A 25668-nucleotide genomic window follows, 5' to 3' on the forward strand; every position below is an offset into this window, starting at 1 on the left:
CTACGGCGTCACGGGATTGACGGTCGGGGACGTCTTCGGCCCCGGCCGCTCCGGCTCGACCGGCGATCTCGGTTCGGTGGGAAGCACCCTGGCGCCAGCGGCGTGTGCGGCCTCGCCCGTGGTTGCATACATCGCGACATGGGCCGGCTGCGTCTTGGCCCGGCTCCACGGCCCATGATCCACGATCAGCATCGCAGCAATGGTCAAGGCGGCCACGATCAACGCGATCACGCCGGGATGGCGAAGCGCCGTGGACATGGAGTTAGCGAAGCGATCAGCTGCCATCAAAGGATCCGTGCCTTTTTTTGCTCTCGCAGGTTAATTCAATGACGTCCCGCGAGTTCCCTCCTCGCCGAAGCAAGTTCCAAGCCAGCGCAGGGGAACCTCGCCCCCGCGCCCGTTCACTTTTTGACGTCGGGCCGCGCATCGCCGACAAACCTGTCGCGGTTCGGCATCTTCACGGCCGCAAGCGATTTCGCGTCGAGCGTCGCGTCCGCTCCCACCAGCCCGTTCAGGTTCAGGACATAGGCGGAGACCGCATAGACGTCCTCATCGCTCAGCGACTGCGGCGCGTTCTGCGGCATGGCGCGACGGATATAATCGAACAGCGTCGGCGCATAAGGCCAATAGCTGCCGACGGTGCGAATGGGCTTGGCCGTTCCGATCGTACCTTGCCCGCCGACAAGCCGATCACCCAAGCCGCCCTCGCCTTTCTCGCCGTGACACGAGGCACATTGCTGGGCGAACACTTCACGGCCACGGCTGACTGAACCATTCCCCTTCGGCAGATTGCTGCCGTCGCGCCCGATATCGATATTCCAACCAGCGATCTCGGCGGGCGTCGCCGGCCGACCGATGCCATAAGGACTTTGTGCCTGCGCTCCGTTCCCAAAGGCACACAGCACGATTGCTGATGCGATGCCGCAAACCTCACGCCAGCGCATTGGTCACCTCGCCGTCCGCCGCGATGCGCCAGGGCCAGATTGCATTGTTGTGGTAGAAATAATTCTCGCCGCGCACTGCGAGCAGTTCGGCCAGCGTCGGCTGCACAAAGCCGGTCTCGTCAATGGCGCGGCTCTGGATCACAGCGGGCTTGCCGTCCCATTGCCACGGCAAGCGGAAGCGTGTCAGTGCACGCGTCAGCACCGGCTCCTGCAATCGCGCGTCCTGCCAGTTCCTCCCGTCGTCGACGGACACCTCGACGCGGGCGATCTTGCCCTGCCCGCTCCAGGCGATGCCGGTGACCTCGTGGAAGCCGGGCGCGCTCAGACGCTGACCACCGGATGGACGGGTGATGATCGACTTCGCTTCCATGTAGAAGGAGAACTCCCGCGCCGTGCCGTCGGGCAGGAGATCGGTGTATTTCGAAGTCTCCTCGCGCGAATACACGGGCTCGGCAGCCACATGCAGGCGGCGCAACCATTTCACGCTCATGTTGCCTTCGAAGCCCGGCAGGAACAGCCGCAGCGGATACCCTTGCTGCGGGCGCAGCCGCTCGCCGTTCTGGCTGTAGACCAGCATGGCGTCTTCGAGGCATTTCTCGATCGGAATGCTGCGCGTCAGCGCGGCCGCGTCGGCGCCCTCGGCAACCACCCATTTGGCCTCCGGTTTCAACCCCGCCTCCTGAAGCACCAGCTTCAGGCTGACGCCGGTCCATTCCGCGCAGCTCACCAGGCCGACGAGGTCCGATGCCGTCTTGCCATAGGGTTTGGTGTAACCGGGATTGCCGGAGCATTCGAGAAAGTGGATGCGCGACTCCGACGGGAAGCGCCTCAAATCGTCGATGGTGAAGATCAGGGGCCGTTCGACAAGGCCGTGAAGCATCAGCCGATGCTGCGCCGGATCGATGGTCGGGACGCCGCCATGATGCCGCTCATAGAACAGCCCGTTCGGCGTGATGATGCCGTCGAGCTCCTGCAAGGGCGTCCGGCTGGACGCCGAGATATATTGCTTGAGAGCCTTCGAGATGTTCTTGACGACCCCCTTCTCGAACGGCGAAGGCGCCCCATAGGGCTGGCTTCCCATCGGCTCGCCCGGCTCCTTCATCCATTCGGGAATGTTGGGAGGAAGGTTATTCGTCTCTGCGCCCGCAGCGGCGCCCGTGCCAAGAAGCGCGCCGCTCGCCACTGCAGTGCCGCCCTGCAGGAAGCGACGGCGTGTTGGTGGCGCAGATTTCTCGTCGGCGTCGATCGTGCTGCTCATTACGGATCCTCGGCTGAAGCTCGGCCCGCATGAAACCCTCCGCGAACTGCATTTGCAATTCGCAGCCGTTTCAAAAGCAGGCGATTTCGATCATGACTGATCTAAATCCGCCCGCGCTGACAGCAGTTCCCTTCTTTGCAATGCACAAACGGCGCGCGCATCACTCGCCCGGCGCGATCGCATTGCTTGGCGTCGGCCGGTCGGTGATCTGCTGCCCGAACAGGCTGCCGATCAGCTCGACCGCGGTGCGCGCGGTTCGTCCACGTTCGTCCAGGAATGGATTGAGCTCAACGATGTCGACCGACCCCACCACGCCGGAATCGTGCAGCAGCTCCATGATCAGATGTGCTTCGCGATAGGTCGCGCCACCCGGCACCGTGGTGCCGACCCCGGGCGCCACGCATGGATCGAGGAAATCGACATCGAAGCTGACATGCAGCACGCCATTGCTCGCCTTGACCCGCTCGATGACACGGCGGATCAGCACGGCGACGCCGAACTCGTCGATCTGGCGCATGTCGACAACCTTGATCCGGCGTGCGCGCATCAACTCCTTTTCGAGCTTGTCGATTGACCGCGCGCCGAACAGATCGAGCCTGTCAGGATCGATCGACGCACGCGGGTCATCGCCGAGCAGGCCATCGAGGCCCGGCTCGCCACACAGAAACGCGGCCGACATGCCATGCATGTTCGCCGTGATCGTCGTCTCCGGCGTATTGTAGTCGGCATGCGCATCGAGCCAGAGCACGAACAGCTCGCGTCCACGCTCCTGCCAGTGGCGCGCCATGGCATTGACCGAGCCCATCGACAGCGTGTGATCGCCGCCGAGGAAGATCGGGAGCGCACCGGTTTTCGCGATTTCATAACCTCTGCGGCTCAGCACGCGTGTCCAGCGCTGGATTTCGCGGTAATGATTGGCTTTTTCGGGCGGCCTGTCGGCGAGGTCACTGACCTCGGCCACGGAGAGATCGCCGTAGTCGACGACCTCGAAGTCCAGGCTCTCGAGCAGCGTCGCAAGGCCGGCGGTGCGCAGCGCCGCCGGGCCCATCAGGGTGCCGCGCTGCGAGGCCCCCATGTCGATGGGCGCGCCGAGCAGGGCGATGCGCCGGTCTCGATCCGGCATGGTCCGATCGGTCACGGCAGTCTCCTGACATCCACAAGGTGGTGCCAGCCTAACAGAGATTCGGACCCGTCGTTTCACGGGTATTTCACGGTGCAAGGATGCCGCGCGAGAAACCGTCCTGGAACAAAACCCCGCGCCCCGCATTTCCCCTGCAAGGCCGGCACCCGCCGTACGTCACGGCGCCTGTCGCGGATAGCCAAAGGTCTTCGGACCCGCTAACGAGCGCTCGCGCGGATAGCCAAAGGTGCCGGCCTCATTCACTTCGTCAAGAGCGGAGTTCGCGAATTTGAGCACCGAAATTCCGCAGCCCCCGTCCCAGCCCGGCATGGCCGAGCGCGCCATCGACGCCGCGACCGACGTCTCCCACACGATCGGTGAGGTCGCGGGAGGCTTGCGCGCCGCTGTCGACCGCTTGACGCATGTCATCGACGAAGCTCGAAAGCCGGGTAAACCGCTCTCGACGGTCGCCGCAATCACACGTGAAGCGCCGCTCGCGAGCCTGTTCGTCGCCTTCCTGTTCGGCGTTGCCATCGCCCGCCGGCGTTAGCAATCAAAGCCCGCGTGACGTGAGTCAGCTAGGCCGCGCTGACGGATTGGGGCTGCGTCAGGAACTGCCGTTCGAAGGCATCCGCGGGCATCGGTCGGCCGAAGAAATAGCCCTGCCCTTCCTTGCATCCCATGCTGATGAGGAAATCGGCCGTAGCCCGGTTCTCGATACCCTCGGCCACGACGGTGAGCCCGAGCTGCTTGCTGAGGCCGATGGTCGAACCGACGATCGCGGCATCGTCGGAATCGGTGAGCAGATCGAGCACGAACGACCGGTCGATCTTGAGCCCGTCGAGCGGAAACTTCTTCAGATAGCTGAGGCTTGCGTAGCCGGTGCCGAAATCGTCGAACAGGACGCGGACGCCGAGCTCCTGGATCCGCTTGAACATGTCGAGCACGCGGCCCTCGTCATGGAGGAGGATATCTTCGGTGACTTCGAGCTCGAGCAGCGCCGGCGTCAGCCCCGTCGCGTCGAGCAAGGCCGCAACCGCATGCGCGAGATCGCCGGAGTGCAGCTGCGACGGCGAGAGGTTGATCGCGACGCGCACGCTGTTGCCCGACAACTCCCACGTACGCGCCTGCTGGCAGGCCGTCTCCATCACCCAGTTCGCGATCCGCTCGGACAGCGCTGAGGTATTGACCACCGGCATGAACTCCCCGGGGGAGACGTAGCCGCGCACGGGATGCCGCCAACGGATGAGCGCTTCCGCCCCGACCAGGCCGCCGTCGACCAGGCGAACCTGCGGCTGGTAGAACAGTTCGAACTCGCCATGGTCCGCGGCAAGCGCCAGCTCGCTCTCGAGCGTCAAGCGGTTCTCCAGCTCCTGCCTGATCGCACTCTCGAAGATCACGTGGCTGCCGCGTCGCGTCGCCTTGGCGCGGCTCAGCGCGAGATGGCCGTTGCTCAGAAGGTCGTCCGCGTTGTGTCCACCGTCGGGATAGACGGCGACGCCGATGCTGATCCGGACGCGGTGCTGCCGTGTGCCCGTTGCAAGCGGCGCTTCGAACGCAAGCGCGATCCGCTCGGCGAATTCCACAATCGGTTCGCCAGCCTCCGCGCAATCGAGCGCAATGGCGAATTCGTCGCCGCTGAGCCGGGCGACGACCGCTTTGCCATCGGCTTCGGTCCGGAGCCGCTCGGCGACGGCCCGCAGCACGAGGTCGCCGGCCGAATGTCCAAGCATGTCGTTGATCTGCTGGAAGCCGTCGAGCCCCAGCACGAGCAGCGCGACGTCCGAAGACCGCCGCTCCGCCGCGGCGATCAGACTGGTAAGGCCGGCATGCAGCATGTTGCGGTTGGCAAGACCGGTCAGCGCGTCGTGTTCGGCGAGATATCTGACGCGTTCGACCTCGCGCTTGCGGACCGAGATGTCGCGCAGGATCGCTCCATACTGAAAGCCGTCCGTTCCCTGCCAGCCCGAGAAGCTCGCTTCGACGGGGAAGGTTTCACCGTTCTTGCGCCGGCCCTCGAACTCGACGACGACCGCCCCGCCGGGGACGAGGAGCGCCTGGCGCGCGGCATCGTGCATGGACGGCCTTGCGGCGCCGTCCGCCGGCGCGGCGCACAGCGTGTCGAACGGGCGGCCGATGATCTCGGCCGGCATATAGCCGAAGATCGCGCTCGCGCCGGGATTCCAGACCGTGATCCGGTGAGCCGCATCGGTGCAGACGAGACCGTCGCCGAGCGACATGGCGATGCGATGAAAGCGGCTCTCGGCGATGCGTCCCAGGAGACCGCGGAAATCGATCTCGTCCAGCGCGATTGCGGTCAGATAGGCGATGATCGCGATGTGGAATAGCGATGTGTCGACGACGAAGGGCCATCTTGCCTGCACAAGGGCCGCGGTCAGTTCGACCGCCGCCCCGGCGGCGATGAGGACCGCAACGCGATATCCCGATGCCAAGCGGCGCCACGAATACATCATCAGCAGGCAGATCACACCCAGGCCGAGGATCATGCCGGCATCGGACGTCCAGCGCAGCATCCGGTGCTGGAGGATCGATTCCGCCGCCAGCGCCTGCAGGACGGGCCCCGAGACGATGCCGCCATTGGGAACGCTGAACCGGTCACCCAGCTCGAGCGCAGTCGCACCTACGATGATCTTCTTGTCTCTCAGCTTGTCGAGCGTGGCGGCATCGCCGTGCAGCACGTCGGTATAGGAGACACGCGGAATGGAGGCCGCTCGAATACTGAAGTCGATAAGGAAGGGGGACCGCCGATTGGCGTCCTGCCCAGCCAGCACGACGGCCATCGACGGCATCAACGCGTCGCCGAGCTTCTCCCCGACCGGATAGCGGCGAACGAGCCCGTCGGATTCAACCGCGACGTTGACGACGGCGGGCCACGACTGGTTGCTGAACGGCTTCAGGGGGCGATTGATGTGAGCCGCGCCACCATTCGGCGCCGGCTGCCTGAAGGACGGCAGGATCGTCGAGCCGCCGACCGCTCGAAGCGCCTTGACGAACGCCTCGTCGGAGGCCGGATCCGACGGCGTGCTGAAATCGACATCGAAGGCCACGTCCTGCGCGCCGGCACTTTCGAGTTTTTGCAACAGCTCCGCGTGGAGTCGGCGCGGCCAGGGCCATACCCCGATCTGGTCGATCGAGGGCGCGTCGATGGCCACCACGACGACATTGCCGCTGGCGGCACGCGATTGCCAGGCGAATCGCAGATCGGTGAGCGCGTTGCGAAGCGCACCGTGCCATCCCGTGGACAGTACGACCGCCAGCGCGATCACGACAAGAATATGCGGCCGGTAGCGTTTCACCCGATCCTCCCGCACACCCGCTTCGGCGAGTGCGCCCCCTCATCCCCTAGGAAATCGCCTCAGCGTCTGTTGTGACCGTAGGCATTTCCGTGGCCGTTGCTGCCGTTACCGCCGCCATTGTTGCCTTTGCCGTTACCGGTGGCACCGTTGTTGTCGCTACCGTTGTTGTCCTTGCTATTCCCGTTGCTTCCCTTTCCGGCGTTTCCTCCGGACGCATCGCTGGTCGACCCAGCGGTGGTCGCAACGGTCGTCGTCGCAACTGACGACGAGGTGGCCGCCGTTACGGCGGAGCTGCTGGCAGCCGTGGTCGTCGTGCTCGCCTTCGTATCGCTCCAGAGCGTCTCGGTACCGGTGCTCGCGTTCGCGTTACGCACGCGCCCCGGTGCAATTGCGTCATGGGCGAGCCCGTGCGTGACCTTATGGACGTTCAGTTTGACCTCGCCGAGCGAGCTCGAGATGCGCACGACGCCGGCCCTGGGTGGCTGACCTCCGGCCGTCCGATCCGATGGCTTCGGCGCACCGTTTGCCTTGGTCCCCTTGTCGATCGGACCGAGCGCATGGATCGCATGGCCGCTCGCCGCATTGCGCGGCGCCGACAGTCCCGATTTCGGCACGGGAATTCGCTCGATCGTCGAGGCGCGCGGCTTGCCATGTTCGATCGGGTTGAACGTCCCCGCACCGCTCAGGCTGAGGCCGGGCTTGCCATGCTCAAAGGCAGTGGCCGCTTGTCCGGGCATGACCTGAGCGATCTGTCCCGTCTTGAAGTCGGAGACTTCGACCTGGCCACGGAGCACGCCGACCCGGGTGCTGCCCGCATTCACGGTGACGCTGAACTGCGTTCCCTTGACCACGGCGGCGAGATAGGGCGTCTCGACCTCGAAATGCTTGACGTTGCGCTTCTCGACCTCGAGCAGGATCGAACCTGCCTGCTGGATGATGGTGGTCGAGAGACCGTCCTTCTTCTCGGCCGGCAAGCCGACCACCGAGTTGGGAGAGATCAGCATCGTTTCCTCGCCACGGACAAGCAGCACGCGCCCGTTACGTCCGGTGCGAATGGTGTCGCCGGGCTTGAGCGCCTCCTGCTGATTCAACGACACCTGCTGCGCGCCGTTGGTGGCGACCCAGACCTCGCCGGCAGCTTTGCTGACCGACCAGACGCCATCCTCCGCAGCGAGTGCACCGGAAGCCATTCCCAGGGTCAGCACCGCCGCGAAGGCGCACCGCATTCCACTTCTGCCGAGCATGCCGATCCTCAGTCCGCGTTACAGCCAGACCTGAGGCGTATCCGAAATCACTCAAGAGAGAATTAGCGGGAACTGGCGAGCCGAGCAGCCGCATTAACCAATCATTGACCATAAAAAACTAAGAAAAATCATGCGACTAACGAACCCTTACCGCCCTACGGGAAGATCTCCGTCAAACTACGGAGACGGGTTCGCGGCGCGTGTTGAGAAGCGGTTCCTCCTTACCGCGTTGGTGCTGTTGGCACCAATCTTCACGGGAGTTCCGCAATCCTTCGCACAACAGGCGAACCAGCCGGGTTTTGATCCGCGCCAGCCCGAGAAATACTTTGAAAACCAAACCAAGCGGGAAACGCTGAACCGGCCTCCGGTCAAGCTACCGACGGTCGGCGAGCCCAGCACCGGCGGCGATACCAAGCCTCAGTTCGTGCTGCGCGGCCTCAAGGTCAGCGGGGCCCACATCGTTTCCCGTGACCGCATCGCCGCGGTCTATCAGCCTTATCTCGGCAAGAAGGTCTCACAGGCGGACCTCGCCGCGATCGCCGGCGCGATCAGCGACCTCTACCGCGCCGATGGATTCCATCTGAGCCGGGCCGTCGTGCCGCCGCAGGACATTGCCGACGGCATGGTCCGGATCCAGGTGATCGAGGGCGCCATCGTGCAGGCCGAACTGAAAGGCGACGGCGCCGAGCAGTTCGGCGTGAGGCCGATGCTCGGGCCGGTTCTGGCCGAGCAGCCATCGCGCCTGGCAACGCTCGAACGCCAGCTCTTCCTCATCAACGGCAGGCCGGGCGTCCGGATCACCGATACCGCGTTGGAGGAGATCGGCGGTGCGACCGGCCGCTTCCGCCTCACCGTCTATTTGAAGACCTGGCACGTGTTCACATCGTTCGGCCTGGACAATCTCGGCTCGTCCTCGGTCGGCCCTTGGCAGACCTATGCGACCGGCGCGTTCAATTCCTACCTCACGCCCGGCGACACGCTGGCGGTCAACCTGTCGACCATTGCCAACGACCCGCGCGAGCTTGGCTTCGCACGGCTGTCCTACGACGCGCCTGTCGGCGTCGACGGCGTGCGCCTCGGCGCGTCCGTCCTCTACAGCGCGGTCCGGCCCGGCGATGCCCGCCGCCTCGACAGCGACATCACCACGACCGAAGCTTTCGAGGTACGGGCAAGCACCGTGCCCTTCATGTCGCAATCGTCGGCACTGACACTCACCATGGCTGGGGCCTTCAGCAACGTGTCCGAGCATGATCTTTACGGCCCCTGGTACAACGACCACATCCGAACCGCGAGCCTGACCGCCGACTACCGGCTCCAGGACCGCTTCGGCGGCACCAGTTTCGCAACGCTGACCTATCGTCAGGGCCTCGACGTCTTCGGCGCATCGCATTTCGACGACGATCTGTTGTCGCGCGACGGTGCGTCATCGAACTTCTCGGTGCTGAACCTCTGGTTCACGCGCTACCAGACGCTCAACGGCGCCTGGTCGCTCAAGCTCTCGGCGGCGAGCCAGACGGCATCGCGGCCGCTGTTCACCTCGCAGCAATTCTATCTCGGCGGCGCGGCCTTCGGCCGGGGCTACGGCGCAGCCGAGATCAGCGGCGACAACGGCCTTGCCGGCTCTCTCGAGCTGCGCTTCGACCAGAAGCTCAATTTCCGCTACTGGACCGGCTACCAGCTCTATGCCTTCGGCGACGCCGGCGCAGTCTGGAACGACGGCTACCGGCTGAGCGACGGCCTGTCGCTGACATCGGCCGGAGTCGGCGCGCGGTTCTTCCTGTGGGACGATCTCCAGGCCGATCTCGGCGTGGCCGTCCCCTTGAGCTACCGGGCGCCGGACAACGAGCGCCGCAGCCCGCGTTTCCTGCTCACACTGTCGAGCGCATTCCGGCTCTGCCCCGAACGCGGCAGGAGCGGCTGCCTCTAGCTGCCAAGCCCTCATGCCGCGTGCCCGGCATGCAGCCCTTTTGCGGCCTTGCTCACAGACTTGCCTAAATTTAATCTCGTAACTGCTCACGATCGCTCGATCCGGGGGCTTCCAATGACCATTTTCAGTCCAAAGTGATTGGGACGGAACCATGAAGAGGGTGTTTGCAATCCTGGCGTTTCTTTGCGTCCTCGGCGTCGGCGAATATTTCGTCGTCAGCCGGTTCGCGATCCGCCATGAGGTCTGGACCCTGTTCGATGCCTCGCGCCAGCGGCCAATCTCGGTCGAAATCGCGGTGCGGCGCGATTACGAGACCAAGGCCAATCTCGGCCTCTGGAAGCTGCCGCTCGCCATCATCAGCAACGGCAATACCGTCAAGGCTACCGAGTATTCCTTCCTCGCCAACGCGCTCGCGGCGCGCGGCTATCTCGTCGCCAGCATCCAGCAGGACCTGCCCAGCGATCCGCCGCTAATGACCGATGTCGGCCAGCAATATGCCGGCCGGCGTGAAGTCTATATGCGCTGCGAGGCCAACATCCTCTTCACCCTGGGCGAACTGAAGAGGCGGCAGGAGAACGCCGACTACGACCACATCACCCTCGTCGGTCATTCCAACGGCGGCGACGTGTCCATGTATGTCGCCCATCAGCACCCGGAGCTGGTGTCGAAAGTAATCACACTCGACAATCTTCGAGTGCCTTTCGTGCTCAGCGACAACATGAAGATCCTGTCGTTCCGCTCGAAGGATCCGCATTTCCTGACCGACCCGGGCGTGCTGCCGACGCCGGAAGAGGCCAAGGCGCGCGGCATCGACATCGTCCACACCGGTGCGCAGCACACCGAGATGAGCGATCGCGGACCCGACGCGGTCAAGGAGAAGATCCAGGCGACGCTCGACCGCTTCCTGCGTGACAGCGCCAGCAGCGCGCTCGCGCCGGCCGAAACGAAAAGTCCGATGATCATGAACCCCGGCGACTACTAGCCGGGGACGCCTTGCGGCAGATCAAGGCGGCTCCGGGCCGGCCACGATAGACACGGTCTCACAATCTCGGAGAGGCACGTGTCGAACTACATCGAAAGCCTTGATACGAAACGGCTGGGCCTGCCCACGACAAGGACGCCTGGATTCGTGCGGCATCTCTATCGTTCGACCCGCAGGCTGCTGCGGTCGATCATCGCCCGCATCGATCTCTCCCAATTTCCGGGATCGTGCTGCGGATGAGCACGGTGGTCGCAAGCGAACGCATGAGGGTTGCCCGATGCACCAGCATTTGAGACGAATTTGCCTGCTGCTTGTGGTGGCCTCGAGTTCCTCATCCGCTCTCGCCGCCGATGCCGGTCACGGTTCCGACCTGGCCAAGCGCTGGTGCGCAAGTTGCCATGTCGTGGCCAATGGCCAGACGGAAGCCAGCGCCGACGTCCCTTCCTTCGCATCCGTTGCGCGCCGGCCGGACTTCAGTCCGGAGAAGCTCGCCTTCTTCCTGCTCGACCCGCATCCGAAGATGCCGAGCTTTCCCTTGAGTCGGACCGAAGCCGGCGACATCGCGGCCTATATCGGATCGCTGCGTCCATAGGGCGCCGGCCAATCGCGACACTTGTCACAAAATGCAAATCCCTGCCGGAGGACCGACAGGGATCAGCAGAAAGGATGATGGACGGCGAATGAGAAACCATTCGGTGGCCCATCATGGACCTGCACCAGCATCGAAATCCGGATCTCAATGCTGCGCAAGATCAATTTGTAGGCACGCAGCGCACAGACCGGGAATCAGGATTTGTCCTTGCCCGGCTGCATGAGACTGCCGGTCATCTGGCGCATGTGGTCTCCGGCGCTGGTGAACTGGCTGCGCAGGAAGTCGGACTGGATTCGCATCGCTTCCTGAAGGTCGGTGGCATGAACGAGCTTGCGCGCATGCTCGAACGCCGACTTCATGTTCTGCTCGGTGAAAGCGAGCGCCTGCTTCGACACTTCCGTTCCTGCTCCCGGAACGGATGACATCGATTTGGTGGCGGCATCGAAAAACATGCCGAATGCCTTTTCCGCCTGGTCGATCGTCTTCTCGGCCAGGTCGCGCAGTTCGGCCGGAACTTCGAGCTTCGGTTCGATCATGGTCACACTCCTCCCTTTTTCTTAGCTGAATACCACACTTGCCCGACCGCCTTCCAGCGGCGAACCCGGGGGCAAACGTCCCCCGGCGGTCCGGCTTGGGCAGGAAAACGAAGGAAAAGGCGTAAGACGTGCGGCCGGCTCAGGACAGGGGGTGTTCGGGAAGGGCTTCTTCGGTGGCGAGGTCTTCAACGAGCTTGATGACCTCGAAACGCTGGCGAGGCGCGAGCTTCAAAAAAGCGCGGAGCAGGCGCAGGCTTTCGACCGTGCCGCTCGCAGGCGCGCCGAGCTTGAGGTGCAGTTCAGCCGCGAAATTGAGGTTCTTCATCTCGCACCTATGACAAGCATCGGTCTTCCTGATCGTCCCACTCGAGAGCCGAACACCATAAGCGGGGTGCCATGGCGAGGACGAACTTTCGGCTGGGCCCCCCGGCGGGTTAGCACACTCGGCTCAACCGAACAGGTTGTACTTATGCCAAGAAACAACCCTTCCGGCAAGCCCGACCAACAGCTTAGCGATGCTTCGTCTGCATCGCACCACCGCAATTCCGGATAACAGGAATATGGACCGTCGTCACCCACCTGCGTCAAGAAGCGGCATCAGTCACGCATACGGCCCTGACTGCTGTCAACGGGCACAGCATTTCGCCTTGTTTCCGGTATGAACGGGCATTGACGCAGGCGACCTAACGCTTCTTCAGCGTATACACGTAATTGTTGAGTCCCACCTCGGCGGTTGTATCGCCGACGAAATGAACGTCGATCTAGCAGCCGGTCTCCAAAGTCCTGATCGGGGCGCCCCCGAAGCCGAGGCGGCAAGCGCCTTGGGATCGGCCTTCTTGTCAGCGCGTTGCATCTCGTCGGAGGCGCCCTGGAAGATCATGTCGGGGCCATGATCCGTCACCTTGTCCTGCGGTCTGGCGCGGGCAAAGGGGCGCGTCCCCGAGATTTCCTTCGCCTTCAGGACGACTGCCGCCGATGAACCGTTGTTCAAGATCGGACGACCAAGCGTTGCGATACGGCCACGCAGATCACGGGCGCCATGGCTGACGGACTCAACCGATTCGGGCGCGCGCCAGCACCAAAGGACGACGGCATGCTTTCTCGCTGCGATCTCATCAAGGGCGCCGCGGTTGCGCTTTTCACCCTCTCGATACAAGGCGCATGGGCGCAGGAGACCAAGATGAATCTGTTCAAGATCGTCACCATCAAGGACGAAATCGTCGTCGGACTGTCGGCGGAGGAACTTCAGGCGCTCGGCAGCAATGACGCGAGCGCGGTTGCGCACGCGCTGGCGCAGAAGGGTGACCTCACCGTCTGGCAATACAACGTGCATCGCGGCCCGAACGGCGAATTGCAGCAGGCGCCGACCGCCAGGATCGGGCTTTTGGCCAACGCCTCGCTCCGTGTCGAGCCCTACACGACGACTTACCAGATTGTGCCGCATCCGTGAGCCGCAGACCGGCACGCCGGCGGCCGAAACCGCCGGCGTGCCGCAATCATCTGCGCTGGTCTGCACGCTGCGCCCCCGCCTCCGTCGCAAAGCCGTAGATCAGTGCCAACCGGTCCAGGCATTCGCGAAACCGCCGCGCGAAATAGTCGTTCCAGCGCTGCGTACGGACCGCGCGACGCTGCCCGATCTGATCCATGGTCAGCCCCAGCACCAGCACGTCGTGCACCAGCGCGGCGCCGTCGGTGCCGAGTTCGCGCTCGACCCGGTTCAACCGCAGCACCGCCTGTCGCTGGCTCTCGGTGACAGGCTCGCGCGTGCGGGCGCCATCGACATATTCACGGGTTGGGTCCATCGCCTGAGGGCCCCGCTCCGCCCGCTCCCAATCGTTCTGGAAGGCGCGCCCGCCGCGGTATTGGGCCTCGTCGATCTGGTGGTGCGAGTGCAGGCGGCCGAGCGGATCGCTGCGGATCGACCGGATCGCCATGATCTTCTCGCCGGGGTCGAGCGCCAGCGGATTGTCGATCTCGACCTCCGCCACTTCCGCATTGAATGGCACCTCGCGCGACCGCCGGTCGTAGATCTGTGGCAATTTGTAGGATCTGTTGCGTCGGACACGTCCCACTCGGATACTCCTTGCAAGATTGACGATTGAACGGGCGAGCGCACTTTCAGGCGGCGGAGACCAGCCTCAGCACGACGGGACCCGCGACACGGGCGGACGCAGCCCCGGAGCGGCGCGTCAGGCGCGCATGCGGCGCGCAATAGCTGGAGCCCGGCTGGCGCCGGTGGCCGCAGAAGGCGATCTCCTCCCCGTCCTTGTCACCGCCATAGGGGTAGCGGCAGTCGGCCGGCGCAAGATCGACCAGCTGGACGAGGCGCGGCTGGACGCCGACACAGCGCAACTTGACCCGCGCGGGCTTCAGTGCAGACTTCGGCGGCAGATTTAACGCCGGCCGGCGCGGCGAAAGGTGACCGGCCTCGCCCGGCAGCGACGGCACGATCGACGGGCTCGTCACCCGTTCCGGCGCAACGAGCCCGAGCCGCTTGGCGCGGCCGGCCACCGCGCTGCGCGTGTAAGCCGTTCCAAACCTTGCGTTAATCCGTCTTCCGATCTCCGCATAAGATATTCCCTTGAGAAAATAGTCGCGAAGCGCGTCGGAGTGCTCCGACGGCCAATGCCCCGGTTCCATGCTGCTGTCCTGTGATGCACCTCCTCCGATCGCACGACCGGGAGGCGAAACACACATTCCGGTATTCCGAAGCTAGAGTCAAGCCGTAATTCTGATATTCATAATTGCATCAATTCCGAATTTCGGATTACAAGAGGCGAGACGATGGGCAATCGAGGGAATCACCATGTTGGACGTTGCAATGATCGAGCGGGGCCTGGAGAAGACAGGCAAAAGCAAGGGGGGCCTGGCGGCAGCGATGGGCGTGCGCCCCGGCGCGGTCTCGGAGATTCTTGGTGGCGAGCGCCTGGTGAAGGCCTCGGAGATCATTCCGATCATGGAATATCTCGAGCTCAATCTCGCGCCGATCATGGGTCGCGTGGGTGCCGGCGCCGTGATTGAGCCGGATTATGAGCAGGTTCCTCCGGAGGGTCTCGGCGACATCGCGCTGCCCTTCCCGATCATGGAAGAAACCATTGCATTCGAGATCGTCGGCGATTCGATGCTGCCCAAATACGAGAGCGGCGACGTGATCGTGGTCTACAAGGACCAGCGTCATCCGCTGTCGAGCTTCTACGGCGAAGAGGCCGTGGTCCGGCTCAAGACCGGCGAACGCTATTTGAAGACCATCGAGCGGGGCAAATCCCCTTCGGTCGTCAATCTCACCAGCTTCAACGCCAAGCCGATCGTCGGCGTCAAGCTCGACTGGGTCGGCGAGATCTGCCTCTCCATGCCCAAGGGTCAGCTCGAACGGCTGCGCGCCAAGTCGGCGCGCCCCCGCAAGAAGGGCAAATAGGCCACCGATTTCCGATTTTTGGAAATCGCACTTGACTTAATTCTGCTTTTCGGAAATACTCTGCCGCGCTCCCGACCATTGGGGCGCGGCAGGATCGTCTCATGCAGTATTTCGTCGTGATGATCGACTACGGGCGGCGCGGCCGCGAGGCCGTCGTCGATCCTGAAATCACGAGGCGCGAGGTCGTCTCCCGCATTGCCTCGGGTGAATACCAGAACATCTCGTTCATCCACGAGATCGCGGAGAGCTCGGTCGAGGACGTCACCGAGGCCATCCTGGCCGAGGCCGCCCTTCCCCACGTTCCGCCTGAAGATGTCGACCTCCAGGCAATCCGCCTCGATCACGTCCGCGACCTGCGCAAGCACGAACGGACGTGACGCAGGCCCGGGCAGTCTGCGCCAGCGTCCGGCAGAACATCACACCAGAAGCACGGTCGATCCCGTCGTCTTGCGCGCGGCAAGATCGGCATGCGCCTTGGCCGCGTCCTTCAGCGGATAGGTCTGGTGCACCTCGATCTTGACCGCGCCGGACTTGACGACGTCGAACAGCTCGCCCGCCATCGCCACCAGGCTCTCGCGCTTGGCGGCATAGGTGAACAGCGTCGGACGGGTGACGTAGAGCGAGCCCTTCTGGGCGAGCAAGCCGAGATTGAGTGGCTCGACCGCGCCGGAGGACTGGCCGAACAGCGCAGCGACGCCGAGCGGCGCGAGGCAGTCCAGCGATTTCAGGAACGTGTCCTTGCCGACGGAGTCGTAGACCACCGGCACCTTCTTGCCGCCGGTGATCTCGTCGACGCGCTTCACGAAATCCTCGCGCGTGTAGATGATGACGTGGTCGCAGCCATGCGCCTTGGCCAGCTTTGCCTTCTCGTCGTTGCTGACGGTGCCGATCACGGTCGCGCCGAGATGCTTGGCCCATTGGCTCAGGATCAGGCCAACACCACCGGCCGCGGCATGGAGCAGGATCGTGTCGCCCGCTTTCACCCGATAGGTCTGCCGGATCAGATATTGCGTCGTCAGCCCCTTCAGCATCATCGCCGCCGCCGTCTTGTCGTCGACGCCGTCAGGCAGCTTCAGCAGACGGTCGGCGGGGATCAGCCGCGCCTCGGAATAGGCGCCAAGCGGCGAAGCGCCATAGGCGACGCGATCGCCCGGCTTCAGGTCGGTGACACCTGGCCCGATCTCCTCGACGATGCCCGCCGCCTCGCTGCCGAGCCCGCTCGGCAGCTGCGCCGGATAGAGACCCGAACGGTTGTAGATGTCGACGAAGTTGAGACCGACGGCGGTGTGGCGGATGCGCGCTTCGCCCGGTCCGGGCTTGCCGACACTGACCTCCTCCCAGACCAGGACTTCCGGCCCGCCGGTCTTGTGAAAGCGAATGGCATGCGTCATGGGGTTGCTCCCTTATCGTTGCAGTGAAGGTCCGAGAACCGGATCGGCCTGTGAAATAGGCATTTGATCTGCCCGTTACAGTACAGAGACGTAACAAGAATGTCACAGCGAACGACAAATGCCCGCCGTTCCGCCTCTGTTCGAAAGAGTTGATGACGGCCTTGCGGCAACCGGCAGTAGCCTTTGCGCGGGGTTTGGTGGTCGCCTGCGAAGGAGAACCGAGATGCCGGCTTATGTACAGCATCATCAGGATGTCGAGATCGCGCCTGTGAATTGCCCCACCTGCATGGGGTTCCTGCCGATGTATGTGCGCGAGGTCGAACCACATTGGAGTCTTGCCAAGATCGACTTCGTCTATGAATGCGCCGATTGCGGCGCCGAGGTCCGGCAGACGATCCGGAAGCCGGAGCTGCTGCGGCACTGACCGCGCGATCGGCAAACCGCTCAAGTATTTGCGTTAAGCGGAAAAAACGCCGTTCACGCGGGTCTGATGTCTCCCAAACGAGGCTTGTTCTTTGCCTGGAACGCAGGCAGAACAAGCCTTAAGCAAGGACCTTTGGGAGCGCCCATTCGTGGCTGAACAGAAGCCCTCGACCGCGATCGAGGCAGTGGAGAGCGGCCTCGCCGCGCAGGGTTACATCGCCAGCCGGCAGATCGCGACCGCCGTCTATTTGTCGCAGCAGATCGAGAAGCCGATCCTGGTCGAGGGCCCTGCGGGCGTCGGCAAGACCGAGCTTGCCAAGGCGATCGCCGCCTGGCGCGGCATGAAGATGATCCGCCTGCAATGCTACGAGGGCCTCGATGAGGCCAAGGCGCTCTATGAGTGGAAATACGCCAAGCAGCTTCTTTATACGCAGATCCTCAAGGACAAGCTCGGCGAAGTGCTCGGCGGCGCGCAGACGCTGCACGCTGCGCTCGATCAGCTCCACGATTTCGGCGACGTGTTCTTCTCCAAGGAGTTCGTCGAGCCGCGGCCGCTGCTCCAGGCGCTGGAGCAGCCGGGCGGCTGCGTGCTGCTGATCGACGAGATCGACAAGTCGGACGCCGAGTTTGAATCGCTGCTGCTGGAAATCCTCTCGGACTTCCAGGTCACGATCCCCGAACTCGGCACCGTCTCCGCCATCACACCGCCGACGGTGATCCTCACCTCCAACAGCGAGCGCGACCTGGGCGATGCCCTGAAGCGGCGCTGCCTGCATCTGCATATCGGCTTCCCCGAGCAGCGGCTGGAGGAGCGCATCGTCGAGAGCCGCGTGCCCGGCATCTCGCAGACGCTGCGCCGGCAGATGGTCGGATTCATCCACGAGATCCGGTCGCTGGATTTGAAGAAGCTGCCCTCGGTCAGCGAGACCATCGACTGGGCGCGCGTGCTGGTGCTGCTTCAGGCCTCCGAGCTCGACACCGAGATCGTCAAGGACACGCTCAACGTGCTCCTGAAATACGAAGCCGATATCGAGGCGGCCCAGCCCCAGATCACGACCTTCATTGCCAAGGCAGCACGATCCAACGTCTTCGGTTGACGCCGATGCGCGAGAACATCCATCGTTTCTTTCGGGCAGCACGTGGCGCGGGCGTACACGTCTCGCCCGCCGAGAGCATCGATGCGATGCGTGCGGTTGCGCAGGTCGGCTTTTCAGACCGAACCATCCTGCGCGACACCCTGCTTCTGACGCTCGCCAAATCGCAGGACGAGAAACTCGCGCTCGGCGACTGCTTTGATCTGTTCTTCAGCCAGCCGGAGCCGCGGCAGGAGCAGCGTGAGGGCACTGACGAGGATGCGTCGCAGGATACGGATCAAGCTCCCTCTTCCGGCGCGGCCAGTGATGCGGGCGGCGGTTCGCCGCAAGAGGAACTAGGCCCGCTCGCGCAGATGCTGCTGTCGCAGGATCGCAATGCGACCGCGGCCGCGATCGCCAGCGCGGCCGGCGCCGCTTCCCTGTCCGACATCCGCTATTCCACGCAGCGCGGCATCTTCTCCAGCCGCATCCTCGACGCCATAGGCCTTCAGCGCCTGCGCGACGACCTCGACCAGCTGACCGCAACCAATCCCGCGCTGGCCGCGCGCCTGCGCGCCGCGCTCGACGCCTTGCGCGAAGCGGTCCGCGACACCGTCTCGCAGGGGCTTGCGCTTTATGCCCGCGAAGAGGCCGAGAACCTGCGCAACGAGATCCTGCGCAATGCGCCGCTTGCGCGCATCGAGCGGCGCCAGGTCGCCGAGATGCGCGCCCTCATCCGCCAGATCGCGCGCCGCCTGCGCGAGCGCTATTCCAAGCCACGCAAGCGCCAGCGCCGCGGGCATCTCGACGTCCGCCGCACGCTGCGCCGCAACGCGGCCTGGGGTGGCGTACCCTTCCTCACCGCATGGAAGCGCAAGCATCGCGACCGGCCGAAAATCGTCGCACTCTGCGACGTCTCCGGCTCGGTGGCGCAGGTCTCCGATTTCTTCCTGCTCCTGATCCACTCGCTGCACGAGGTGGTCGACGACGTCCGCTCCTTCGCCTTCTCCTCGCACCTGATCGAGGTCAGCGACATCCTGGAATCGAAATCGCCGGAAGAGGCGATGGCCGAGATCATGTCCAAAGTCGGCTTCGGCTCATCCGACTACGGCTCGTCGCTGGTCGATTTCGAGAAGGATTTCATGAGCGCACTGACGCCGCAGACGACGGTGATCGTGCTCGGCGACGCCCGCAGCAACAATCTCGATCCGCGCGCCGACATTCTGCGCCGGATCTCCGAGCGCTCGAAGCGGCTGGTCTGGCTCAATCCCGAGGGGCGGCTCGCCTGGGGCTTTGGCGATTCCGAGATGCCGCGCTATGCGACCTTTTGCAGCGTGGTGCGCCAATGCGCCACCGCACAGCAGCTCGAGCGCGCAGTGTCCGACATCGTGGCGACTTATCAGTAGACGGCGATCACGTCCGTCGTCTGGCCTCAGGCGGCTGCCAATTCGGCCCGGACGAGGTTGCACTCCCGAAAGTGGTACGCAATTTCGTCGAGCGCGCGCTGCTCCCATTCCTGGGCCTGCGCGAGCCAGAACACCCGGCGCTCCGAATCCAGCGCGGCGCGCTCCCGGCACAGGAATTCCTGACTGCGAATTTCCACCAGCCTGTTCATGCACTCACACTCCTGTCGTGTGAAGCCAATCCCCTGCGAATCAACGTAGCAAACTCCCGCACCCCCCTCGCCTCACGATTTGTGTGCATATCGCGACGCAGAATGGGACAGCAATACTTCCCGTGCACTGCGGTAGCTCCGCACGATCAAGAGCCAATCATCAATTAGTGATCGCAGATCAGGACGATATTCGTGCGCGAACGATCTTAACTCTTGTGGCGCAACGAAGTGCGGCAATTCGTGAAGAGAAGTTCTAAACCGCCTACCGAATTCCCGACTCATTGTCGTCGCATGGTCTTCATGCAGCGCCGTTAACAGAGGCGCGCGAACGGAACGATCGCTTGAGGCAAGATGAGCAACGATTTCGACTTCGATCTTTCACCCGACCAGTGGGAAGCGCTGAAGGCGCTTCGCAACCCGGTGTCGAACGGTCGCCTCCCGAAGGCTTATGTCGTCGAAAGCCTCGTCAAGCTCGGCCTCGTCGTCGTCGATGACGGCGCGCCCGCGATGACACCGGCCGGCCGCAAGGCGCTGGTGCGCGGATCGTGCAAATTGCTGGATCTCGCGGCGTAGCGCGCGCGTTAAAAGATCTGGGCGATCACGATCGCGTAAGCGATGAACACGACACCGAGCCCCCACACCATCGCCGGAATCTGCGACCGCCGGCCGACAGCCACTTCCAGGGCGATGTAGCTCAGTGTGCCCAAGGCCATTCCGTTGATGAGGTTGTTGGTCAGCACGGTGACGAGCAGCGTCAGCACGATCGAAACCGCGTTGACGAGATCGGTCATGTCGATACGGGCAAGCCCCTGCATCATCAACACACCGACGAGCACCAGCGCGGGCGCAGTCGCTTGTGGCGGGATGATGACGAAGATCGGCCAGAAGAACAGCGCGAGAAAGAAGAGTCCCGCAACGGTCAGCGAAGTCAGTCCCGTGCGGCCACCAGCCTGCACGCCGGTGATGGACTCGATGTACGCCGTGACGACGGAGGTGCCGAGCAGCGGGCCGACGATGGATGCCGTCGCGTCGGTTGCAAACGCGGCGGTGGCGTTCGGGATCGAGCCATCGGGCTTGCGCAAATTGGCGGCGCCCGTGACGCCGATCAGCGTGCCCAGCGTCGAGAAGAATTCGGCACACAGGAAATAGAACAGCAGCGGCAGCGCCACCACGAAATGGCTGAAGAGATAGCCGACGTCGAGCGCCATGAAGGTGCTGGTTGGCCAGCGGGGCCATGACATGATCGCCGAAGGCACCGACGTCACCATCTTGCCGTTGCCGCCGGGAACGAAGAAGCCGATCAGGGTGAGTACCGCGATCGACAGGATCAGCGCCGCCGGCACCCGGCGCGCCACCAGCACCGGCGTGAGCAGGAGGCCAAACAGCGTCAGCAGCACCGGCGGGCTGCGCAGCGATCCCATCGCGATATAGGTCGACGGGTTCTGGACCACGAAGCCGGCGCCGCGCAGCGCAATGAAGACGATGAGCGTGCCGACGGCCGCCTGAATGCCGATCTTCAGTGCCTCCGGAACGTCCTTCGCGACTTTCTCGCGCAGCTTCGACAGGCTGAGGATCAGGAACAGAACGCCGGTGAAGGCAACCATGGCGAGCGCGCCCTGCCAGGGCATGCCCATCTGCTTGACGATGACATAGGTGAAGATGACGTTCGATCCCATCGCCGGCGCAACAGCGAGCGGCAGATTGGCCCACAGCCCCATCATCACCGAGCCGACAATCGCGGCGAGTGCCGTGGCGCTGACGAGATCGGCACGATCCATTCCGGCGTTGGACATGATGGCCGGGTTCACGGCGATGATATAGGCCATCGCGGCGAACGTCGTCGCGCCGGCCATCACCTCGCGGCCGACGCTCGTGCCACGTTCGGTGAGGCCGAAGATGCGATCGAGCGGTCCAGCGGCTGCGCGCGGCGCCGGCTCCGTGGAGGCGGCCTGCGGCTTCGTCATCTCGTTCATGCCAATTCTCCCCCTACCAGACCACCGGGTGTGCTTCGCCGGTCTGCACGTTGATGAAGCCGAGCGGCGCCTGCTCACACGGCGCCACCAGCACCCAGCTCCAGGGCGCGCAGGTCAGCGTCGCGAACATCAGCCGCTCGGGGAATCCCGGATACCAGCGTGGCCGGTAGGTCGGCTCATACATCCAGTCGACCTTGCGCCCCTCCGCGTAGAGCGCCTGCATCTCGGCATCGAGCGCCTGCGCCGAGCGGCAGCTCATCAGCCCGCCGACCTCGAAGCGCACGGTTGCAACGAGCTCGCCCTCGCGCACCAGCGCCCATCCGCCCTGGAGTTCGATGAGCGCGTTCACCGCCTTCGCCATCGCCGCGTCGGACGAGCCGACCACCCAGATGTTGTGCTTGTCGTGCGCCACCGAGCAGGCGACTGCCGTCTCCGGCGTGCGCGGTCCACAACCGCGCCAAAACATCTTGGCGATGCGCCCGTCGCCCGAAAAGCGGTCGACGATCGCAAATTTGGTGATGGCCTCGCTCTCGTCGCGCTGCACGGCACCGTCGCGCACCGGCAGTTCGAGGGTGTAGAATTCGGGATGCCAATGGAAGGGACGAATCACGGCCGCCTTCATCGTGGTACGGCCGGGCTCGGCCCGCAGCTCGAAATCCTGAGGCTTGATCGAGCGCTTGATGTTGACCGTCTTCGTTGCCCAGTCCGGCCAGAGGATCTCGGGCACTTGGCTGACGTAGCGCTTGCCTTCGGAGATCTGGGCGCCATCGGCCCACACTTCGGCGATCGTGAGTTTGGCAACATCCGACAGCAGCACCACGTCGCCAAAACGGCCTGGAGCCAGACTGCCGACGAACGGCGTGAGGCGCATGTGGCGCGCCGGATTGATGGTGAGACACTGGATGGCAGTCTCCGGCGCAAGGCCAGCCTCGATCGCGACCCGCGCATTATGGTCGCTGGCGCCGAGCTCGAGCGTGTGGCTGGCACTGCGGTCATCCGTCGTGAACGCGATCTGCGACCAGTCCTGGAGGCCCTTCGCGAGCAGCCATTTGACGATCTCGTCCATCGCGTAGACACGCAGCTCGATGAACAGGCCGCGCGTGAGCTTGTCCCAGGTCTCCTCCGGAGTCTGCACTTCGTGGTCGGACGCGAGCCCGGCCGCGGCGAAGGCGTTGATGGAGGGCAGATCGCGCAAGCCAGAGGCATGGCCTTCGACGACGCCGCGCGCCGCGAACGTCGCCTCGATCATGCCCCAGAGCCGCTTGTAGGAGGGATTGTCGGGATTCCATACTGCCGGCCAATCCATGACTTCGTCGAGCCCGGTGACCATCAGGCTCTCGCCCATGAAGCGCGCCTGCTCGTCGTGGCCGTACCAACCGCCACCCCACTCATAGGCCGTCGGCGGCACGGCCGAACCCGGCTGCGGAAAGATTTTTAGCGGCGAGCCGCGGCGGCGCGCCTCGAACCAGAATTCGAGATTGCGCGCGCCGTTGACGTTGGAGAACTCATGGCTCGCCTCGCAGGTCCAGGTATTGCCATGCGGCAGCACCAGCGCGGCCTCCCATTCCGGCGTCAGATGCGAGCTTTCGATATGCTTGTGCACCTCGCCGAAGCCGGGCACGGCGGCAAGATCCGGCCGATGCACGCGCTCGCGGACCTCGCCGGGATAGTCGCCGGCAGGCCCGACCCAGGCAATACGCCGGCCCTTGAAGACGATCTCCTGATCCTCGCTCCAGGTGCGGCTATGCACATCGAGCAACCTGCCGACCCGCAAGGAGCGATCGGCCGGGCGGTGTCCGAGCGCCGTCAGCACCAGATCCTGGCGGATGCGAACCTCATCGGGCGCGTTGATCAGGAGATCGTCGGGGATCGCATTCATGGCCTGCCTCACTCTACGCCGGTGCTTTCGCGCGCCGTGGTTCGCTTGCGCGGCGATTTGCCGGCCTTGCCGCTGCGCGCCGCGGCGGCATCGCGCTGACGGACGTCCTTCAGAAGGGTCGTGAGCGCCCACTCGATCGCATCGGCGATCTCGCCGCTGGACATGCCAAAATCCTCGCGCATCGCATTCCAGGCCAGCACGTTGTTGAGATAGGACGCGAGCGCCTCCGCCTGACGGACCTCCTTCGCAGGGAGATGCTGCACCAGCGGCGCCATCGCCTTGCGATGCTGGTCGATCAGATGCCGCCGGAAGCCAGCGCGTACCCGGCGGCCGGCCCGCGTCATCGCAATGGCGCGCGCCAGATGCGGATGGCGGTCGAACCGCTTGCACAGCTTGCGGAAAATCTCCGGCAGCTCGTCGGGCGAGGTGAAGGGAATGTAGCTGAAGACGTTGTCCTCGATCCACTCGCCGGCCGCAGCAAACAGTTCCGCGCGGGTCTTGAAGTGCCGATAGATGGTCCGTTCAGCCACCTTCGCGCGCTTGGCCACCGCGGCCATGGAAATATCGTCGGCCGCCTCGTCCTCCAGCGTCTCGACAAAAGCCGCAACGATGCGCTGCCGCGTCATCTCGGCATATTCGTCACGAAGATTGGCGATATGTCGCTTTGCTGTACTCATGTCATAAGTCTGACATCAGGCGATTTAGAGGGTCAAGCCGAGATTTGAGGCACGCCGCGCCGCAGCAATGGGCGTCGGCACGCTCTGCGGAGGCGGGCGCTCCACGCGAGCACGACTTTCGACCGCCCGCCTGAAAAATGGACTTTTGCGCGTCGTCGAAATCGGATTTGCTCTTCGACGAAACGATGGCGCGCAACGGCGCGGCGCTCTGGTTCCAGCAAGGGAGCTGATCATGAACGGGCTTGGCGGGCTGAACAAATCGCCTGAGGGCGTGGTCATCGGGCTGGTGCAGTTGCAACTGCCGAACGTCGTCACTTGGGCCGATCTGGCAAGGCAGACCGAGCGTATCGTCTGGATGGTCGGCAAGGCGCGCCGTAACCTTTCCAGCATGGATCTGGTGGTGTTCCCCGAATACTCGCTGCACGGCCTCTCGATGGACACCAATCCCGAGATCATGTGCCGGCTCGACGGGCCCGAAGTCGCGGCCTTCAAGCAGGCCTGCGTCGACAACAGAATCTGGGGCTGCTTCTCCATCATGGAGTTCAACCCGCACGGCAACCCCTACAACTCCGGCCTGATCATCGACGATCACGGCGAGATCAAGCTGTACTACCGCAAGCTCCATCCCTGGATTCCGGTCGAGCCGTGGGAGCCCGGCGACATCGGCATCCCCGTGATCGAGGGACCGAAAGGTGCCAGGATCGCGCTGATCATCTGCCACGACGGCATGTTCCCGGAGATGGCGCGGGAGTGCGCCTACAAAGGCGCGGAGATCATGATCCGCACCGCCGGCTACACCGCACCGATCCGCGAGGCCTGGCGCTTCACCAACCAGGCCAATTCGTTCCAGAACCTGATGGTCACGGCGAACGTCTGCATGTGCGGCTCGGATGGCTCGTTCGATTCCATGGGCGAAGGCATGATCGTCAATTTCGACGGCACCGTGCTGGCGCACGGCACCACCGGTCGCGCCGACGAGATCATCACCGCCGAGGTCCGGCCGGACCTCGTGCGCGAGGCCCGCATCAACTGGGGCGTCGAGAACAACATCTACCAGCTCTGGCACCGCGGCTATGTCGCGGTGAAAGGTGGCGCGATGGACTGCCCCTATACTTTCATGCAGGACATGGTCGCCGGCACCTTCCGCCTGCCGTGGGAAGACCAGGTCAAGATTACCGACGGCACCACCTGCGGCTTCCCGGCGCCGACGCGGATGTTCGGCAGAACAGCCAAGGCGGCGGAATAGCCGGTTTCTCGGACGTAACCGCGACATTCTGGCACGGTTGTTGCTCCTTTTTGACG

The 25668-nt window shown here is 64.0% G+C and carries 28 protein-coding genes; 13 read left to right on the forward strand and 15 right to left on the reverse strand.

What is annotated here, in order from left to right:
* The 4 genes from BM118_RS32770 to rocF form a co-directional block, all read right to left on the reverse strand.
* Positions 1 to 285: a hypothetical protein gene (locus tag BM118_RS32770; RefSeq protein ID WP_092191050.1), complete on the reverse strand. Its 285-nt coding sequence runs from the start codon at positions 283 to 285 to the stop codon at positions 1 to 3.
* 116 nt (positions 286 to 401) lie between these two features.
* Positions 402 to 944, reverse strand: coding sequence for a c-type cytochrome (locus BM118_RS32775; RefSeq protein ID WP_092191052.1), 543 nt, complete (start codon positions 942 to 944; stop codon positions 402 to 404).
* Positions 931 to 2202 (reverse strand): sulfite dehydrogenase, encoded by a 1272-nt coding sequence (gene soxC, locus BM118_RS32780; RefSeq protein WP_092191054.1) that lies wholly within the window; start codon positions 2200 to 2202, stop codon positions 931 to 933. Before soxC ends, BM118_RS32775 begins: the two co-directional genes overlap by 14 nt.
* A 160-nt stretch (positions 2203 to 2362) precedes the next feature.
* Positions 2363 to 3340 (reverse strand): arginase, encoded by a 978-nt coding sequence (rocF, locus tag BM118_RS32785; RefSeq protein ID WP_092191056.1) that lies wholly within the window; start codon positions 3338 to 3340, stop codon positions 2363 to 2365.
* A gap of 271 nt (positions 3341 to 3611) precedes the next feature.
* Here rocF and BM118_RS32790 point away from each other — a divergent pair, with 271 nt between their 5' ends.
* A complete protein-coding gene (locus tag BM118_RS32790) occupies positions 3612 to 3872 on the forward strand; it encodes a hypothetical protein (protein ID WP_092191058.1) in 261 nt (86 codons plus the stop codon).
* Positions 3873 to 3900: 28 nt separating this feature from the next.
* Here BM118_RS32790 and BM118_RS32795 read toward each other — a convergent pair whose 3' ends face one another.
* Both BM118_RS32795 and BM118_RS32800 read right to left on the reverse strand, forming a co-directional pair.
* Positions 3901 to 6639 (reverse strand): EAL domain-containing protein, encoded by a 2739-nt coding sequence (locus tag BM118_RS32795; protein ID WP_177234900.1) that lies wholly within the window; start codon positions 6637 to 6639, stop codon positions 3901 to 3903.
* A 59-nt stretch (positions 6640 to 6698) separates the two neighbouring features.
* The gene (locus BM118_RS32800; protein WP_092191062.1) at positions 6699 to 7883 is read right to left on the reverse strand and encodes a FecR family protein; all 1185 of its coding nucleotides are present in this window, start codon (positions 7881 to 7883) and stop codon (positions 6699 to 6701) included.
* Positions 7884 to 8013: 130 nt separating this feature from the next.
* Here BM118_RS32800 and BM118_RS32805 point away from each other — a divergent pair, with 130 nt between their 5' ends.
* The 4 genes from BM118_RS32805 (at position 8014) to BM118_RS32815 (ending at position 11384) form a co-directional block, all read left to right on the forward strand.
* Positions 8014 to 9810: a ShlB/FhaC/HecB family hemolysin secretion/activation protein gene (locus tag BM118_RS32805; RefSeq protein WP_092191064.1), complete on the forward strand. Its 1797-nt coding sequence runs from the start codon at positions 8014 to 8016 to the stop codon at positions 9808 to 9810.
* A gap of 151 nt (positions 9811 to 9961) precedes the next feature.
* Entirely contained in the window at positions 9962 to 10792 is an 831-nt protein-coding gene (locus BM118_RS32810; protein ID WP_092191066.1) for an alpha/beta fold hydrolase, read from the forward strand.
* Between the two features lie 78 nt (positions 10793 to 10870).
* Positions 10871 to 11032, forward strand: coding sequence for a hypothetical protein (locus tag BM118_RS41865; protein ID WP_177234901.1), 162 nt, complete (start codon positions 10871 to 10873; stop codon positions 11030 to 11032).
* A gap of 37 nt (positions 11033 to 11069) precedes the next feature.
* Positions 11070 to 11384, forward strand: coding sequence for a c-type cytochrome (locus BM118_RS32815; protein WP_092191068.1), 315 nt, complete (start codon positions 11070 to 11072; stop codon positions 11382 to 11384).
* Positions 11385 to 11578: 194 nt separating this feature from the next.
* On the opposite strand, the gene BM118_RS32820 is transcribed toward BM118_RS32815, so the two are convergent.
* Both BM118_RS32820 and BM118_RS41870 read right to left on the reverse strand, forming a co-directional pair.
* Positions 11579 to 11920: a phasin gene (locus BM118_RS32820; RefSeq protein WP_092191070.1), complete on the reverse strand. Its 342-nt coding sequence runs from the start codon at positions 11918 to 11920 to the stop codon at positions 11579 to 11581.
* Positions 11921 to 12059: 139 nt separating this feature from the next.
* Positions 12060 to 12245 carry a hypothetical protein gene (locus BM118_RS41870; RefSeq protein WP_007601490.1) on the reverse strand — a complete coding sequence of 62 codons (186 nt, stop codon included), beginning with the start codon at positions 12243 to 12245 and terminating at the stop codon, positions 12060 to 12062.
* A gap of 768 nt (positions 12246 to 13013) precedes the next feature.
* On the opposite strand from BM118_RS41870, the gene BM118_RS32835 reads away from it, so the two are divergent.
* Complete coding sequence (locus BM118_RS32835; protein WP_177234902.1) at positions 13014 to 13370, forward strand: hypothetical protein; 357 nt, start codon at positions 13014 to 13016, stop codon at positions 13368 to 13370.
* Between the two features lie 46 nt (positions 13371 to 13416).
* Here the strand turns inward: BM118_RS32835 and BM118_RS32840 are convergent, their stop codons facing one another.
* Together BM118_RS32840 and BM118_RS32845 are read right to left on the reverse strand one after the other, a co-directional pair.
* Entirely contained in the window at positions 13417 to 13992 is a 576-nt protein-coding gene (locus BM118_RS32840) for a hypothetical protein (protein WP_092191074.1), read from the reverse strand.
* A gap of 46 nt (positions 13993 to 14038) precedes the next feature.
* Complete coding sequence (locus BM118_RS32845; RefSeq protein ID WP_092191076.1) at positions 14039 to 14560, reverse strand: GcrA family cell cycle regulator; 522 nt, start codon at positions 14558 to 14560, stop codon at positions 14039 to 14041.
* Positions 14561 to 14726: 166 nt separating this feature from the next.
* Here BM118_RS32845 and BM118_RS32850 point away from each other — a divergent pair, with 166 nt between their 5' ends.
* A complete protein-coding gene (locus BM118_RS32850; RefSeq protein WP_027545883.1) occupies positions 14727 to 15335 on the forward strand; it encodes a S24 family peptidase in 609 nt (202 codons plus the stop codon).
* A 101-nt stretch (positions 15336 to 15436) separates the two neighbouring features.
* Entirely contained in the window at positions 15437 to 15712 is a 276-nt protein-coding gene (locus BM118_RS32855; protein ID WP_092191078.1) for a hypothetical protein, read from the forward strand.
* Between the two features lie 39 nt (positions 15713 to 15751).
* On the opposite strand, the gene BM118_RS32860 is transcribed toward BM118_RS32855, so the two are convergent.
* The gene (locus tag BM118_RS32860; protein ID WP_011088878.1) at positions 15752 to 16726 is read right to left on the reverse strand and encodes a quinone oxidoreductase family protein; all 975 of its coding nucleotides are present in this window, start codon (positions 16724 to 16726) and stop codon (positions 15752 to 15754) included.
* A 223-nt stretch (positions 16727 to 16949) separates the two neighbouring features.
* Between BM118_RS32860 and BM118_RS32865 the strand changes: the two genes are divergently transcribed.
* The 3 genes from BM118_RS32865 to BM118_RS32875 all read left to right on the forward strand — a co-directional run bounded on the left by BM118_RS32865 (position 16950) and on the right by BM118_RS32875 (position 19628).
* Positions 16950 to 17150, forward strand: coding sequence for a hypothetical protein (locus tag BM118_RS32865; RefSeq protein ID WP_027545881.1), 201 nt, complete (start codon positions 16950 to 16952; stop codon positions 17148 to 17150).
* A 148-nt stretch (positions 17151 to 17298) separates the two neighbouring features.
* Positions 17299 to 18246, forward strand: coding sequence for an AAA family ATPase (locus tag BM118_RS32870; RefSeq protein ID WP_025576438.1), 948 nt, complete (start codon positions 17299 to 17301; stop codon positions 18244 to 18246).
* A gap of 5 nt (positions 18247 to 18251) precedes the next feature.
* Positions 18252 to 19628 (forward strand): vWA domain-containing protein, encoded by a 1377-nt coding sequence (locus tag BM118_RS32875; protein WP_092191080.1) that lies wholly within the window; start codon positions 18252 to 18254, stop codon positions 19626 to 19628.
* 26 nt (positions 19629 to 19654) lie between these two features.
* Here BM118_RS32875 and BM118_RS41875 read toward each other — a convergent pair whose 3' ends face one another.
* Positions 19655 to 19837: a hypothetical protein gene (locus BM118_RS41875; protein ID WP_027545878.1), complete on the reverse strand. Its 183-nt coding sequence runs from the start codon at positions 19835 to 19837 to the stop codon at positions 19655 to 19657.
* 351 nt (positions 19838 to 20188) lie between these two features.
* Here BM118_RS41875 and BM118_RS32885 point away from each other — a divergent pair, with 351 nt between their 5' ends.
* Entirely contained in the window at positions 20189 to 20410 is a 222-nt protein-coding gene (locus BM118_RS32885; protein ID WP_092191082.1) for a hypothetical protein, read from the forward strand.
* Between the two features lie 8 nt (positions 20411 to 20418).
* Here the strand turns inward: BM118_RS32885 and BM118_RS32890 are convergent, their stop codons facing one another.
* Genes BM118_RS32890 through BM118_RS32900 form a run of 3 tightly spaced genes read right to left on the reverse strand, consistent with a single transcriptional unit; the run spans position 20419 to position 24366 of the window.
* Positions 20419 to 21810 (reverse strand): NCS2 family permease, encoded by a 1392-nt coding sequence (locus BM118_RS32890; RefSeq protein ID WP_092191084.1) that lies wholly within the window; start codon positions 21808 to 21810, stop codon positions 20419 to 20421.
* 13 nt (positions 21811 to 21823) lie between these two features.
* On the reverse strand, positions 21824 to 23689 hold the full coding sequence (locus BM118_RS32895) for an adenine deaminase (RefSeq protein ID WP_177234903.1): 1866 nt from the start codon (positions 23687 to 23689) through the stop codon (positions 21824 to 21826).
* Positions 23690 to 23697: 8 nt separating this feature from the next.
* The gene (locus BM118_RS32900; RefSeq protein WP_092191088.1) at positions 23698 to 24366 is read right to left on the reverse strand and encodes a TetR/AcrR family transcriptional regulator; all 669 of its coding nucleotides are present in this window, start codon (positions 24364 to 24366) and stop codon (positions 23698 to 23700) included.
* Positions 24367 to 24598: 232 nt separating this feature from the next.
* On the opposite strand from BM118_RS32900, the gene BM118_RS32905 reads away from it, so the two are divergent.
* Positions 24599 to 25612 (forward strand): formamidase, encoded by a 1014-nt coding sequence (locus BM118_RS32905; RefSeq protein WP_092191090.1) that lies wholly within the window; start codon positions 24599 to 24601, stop codon positions 25610 to 25612.
* Positions 25613 to 25668: the final 56 nt, after the last annotated feature.

Source organism: Bradyrhizobium sp. cf659 (assembly GCF_900113725.1).
Lineage (GTDB): Bacteria > Pseudomonadota > Alphaproteobacteria > Rhizobiales > Xanthobacteraceae > Bradyrhizobium.

Bases quoted from the DNA above. Each gene is read 5' to 3' on its own strand.
- BM118_RS32775 (WP_092191052.1), bottom strand. From the start codon at position 944: ATGCGCTGGCGTGAGGTTTGCGGCATCGCATCAGCAATCGTGCTGTGT.
- BM118_RS32905 (WP_092191090.1), top strand. From the start codon at position 24,599: ATGAACGGGCTTGGCGGGCTGAACAAATCGCCTGAGGGCGTGGTCATC.
- BM118_RS32875 (WP_092191080.1), top strand. From the start codon at position 18,252: ATGCGCGAGAACATCCATCGTTTCTTTCGGGCAGCACGTGGCGCGGGC.
- BM118_RS32900 (WP_092191088.1), bottom strand. From the start codon at position 24,366: ATGAGTACAGCAAAGCGACATATCGCCAATCTTCGTGACGAATATGCC.
- BM118_RS32865 (WP_027545881.1), top strand. From the start codon at position 16,950: ATGCCGGCTTATGTACAGCATCATCAGGATGTCGAGATCGCGCCTGTG.
- BM118_RS32815 (WP_092191068.1), top strand. From the start codon at position 11,070: ATGCACCAGCATTTGAGACGAATTTGCCTGCTGCTTGTGGTGGCCTCG.
- BM118_RS32810 (WP_092191066.1), top strand. From the start codon at position 9,962: ATGAAGAGGGTGTTTGCAATCCTGGCGTTTCTTTGCGTCCTCGGCGTC.
- BM118_RS32885 (WP_092191082.1), top strand. From the start codon at position 20,189: ATGAGCAACGATTTCGACTTCGATCTTTCACCCGACCAGTGGGAAGCG.
- BM118_RS32855 (WP_092191078.1), top strand. From the start codon at position 15,437: ATGCAGTATTTCGTCGTGATGATCGACTACGGGCGGCGCGGCCGCGAG.
- BM118_RS32860 (WP_011088878.1), bottom strand. From the start codon at position 16,726: ATGACGCATGCCATTCGCTTTCACAAGACCGGCGGGCCGGAAGTCCTG.
- BM118_RS32850 (WP_027545883.1), top strand. From the start codon at position 14,727: ATGTTGGACGTTGCAATGATCGAGCGGGGCCTGGAGAAGACAGGCAAA.
- BM118_RS32895 (WP_177234903.1), bottom strand. From the start codon at position 23,689: ATGAATGCGATCCCCGACGATCTCCTGATCAACGCGCCCGATGAGGTT.
- soxC (WP_092191054.1), bottom strand. From the start codon at position 2,202: ATGAGCAGCACGATCGACGCCGACGAGAAATCTGCGCCACCAACACGC.
- BM118_RS32835 (WP_177234902.1), top strand. From the start codon at position 13,014: ATGCTTTCTCGCTGCGATCTCATCAAGGGCGCCGCGGTTGCGCTTTTC.
- BM118_RS32800 (WP_092191062.1), bottom strand. From the start codon at position 7,883: ATGCTCGGCAGAAGTGGAATGCGGTGCGCCTTCGCGGCGGTGCTGACC.
- BM118_RS41870 (WP_007601490.1), bottom strand. From the start codon at position 12,245: ATGAAGAACCTCAATTTCGCGGCTGAACTGCACCTCAAGCTCGGCGCG.
- BM118_RS41875 (WP_027545878.1), bottom strand. From the start codon at position 19,837: ATGAACAGGCTGGTGGAAATTCGCAGTCAGGAATTCCTGTGCCGGGAG.
- BM118_RS32820 (WP_092191070.1), bottom strand. From the start codon at position 11,920: ATGATCGAACCGAAGCTCGAAGTTCCGGCCGAACTGCGCGACCTGGCC.
- BM118_RS32805 (WP_092191064.1), top strand. From the start codon at position 8,014: ATGCGACTAACGAACCCTTACCGCCCTACGGGAAGATCTCCGTCAAAC.
- BM118_RS32770 (WP_092191050.1), bottom strand. From the start codon at position 285: ATGGCAGCTGATCGCTTCGCTAACTCCATGTCCACGGCGCTTCGCCAT.
- BM118_RS32890 (WP_092191084.1), bottom strand. From the start codon at position 21,810: ATGAACGAGATGACGAAGCCGCAGGCCGCCTCCACGGAGCCGGCGCCG.
- BM118_RS32845 (WP_092191076.1), bottom strand. From the start codon at position 14,560: ATGGAACCGGGGCATTGGCCGTCGGAGCACTCCGACGCGCTTCGCGAC.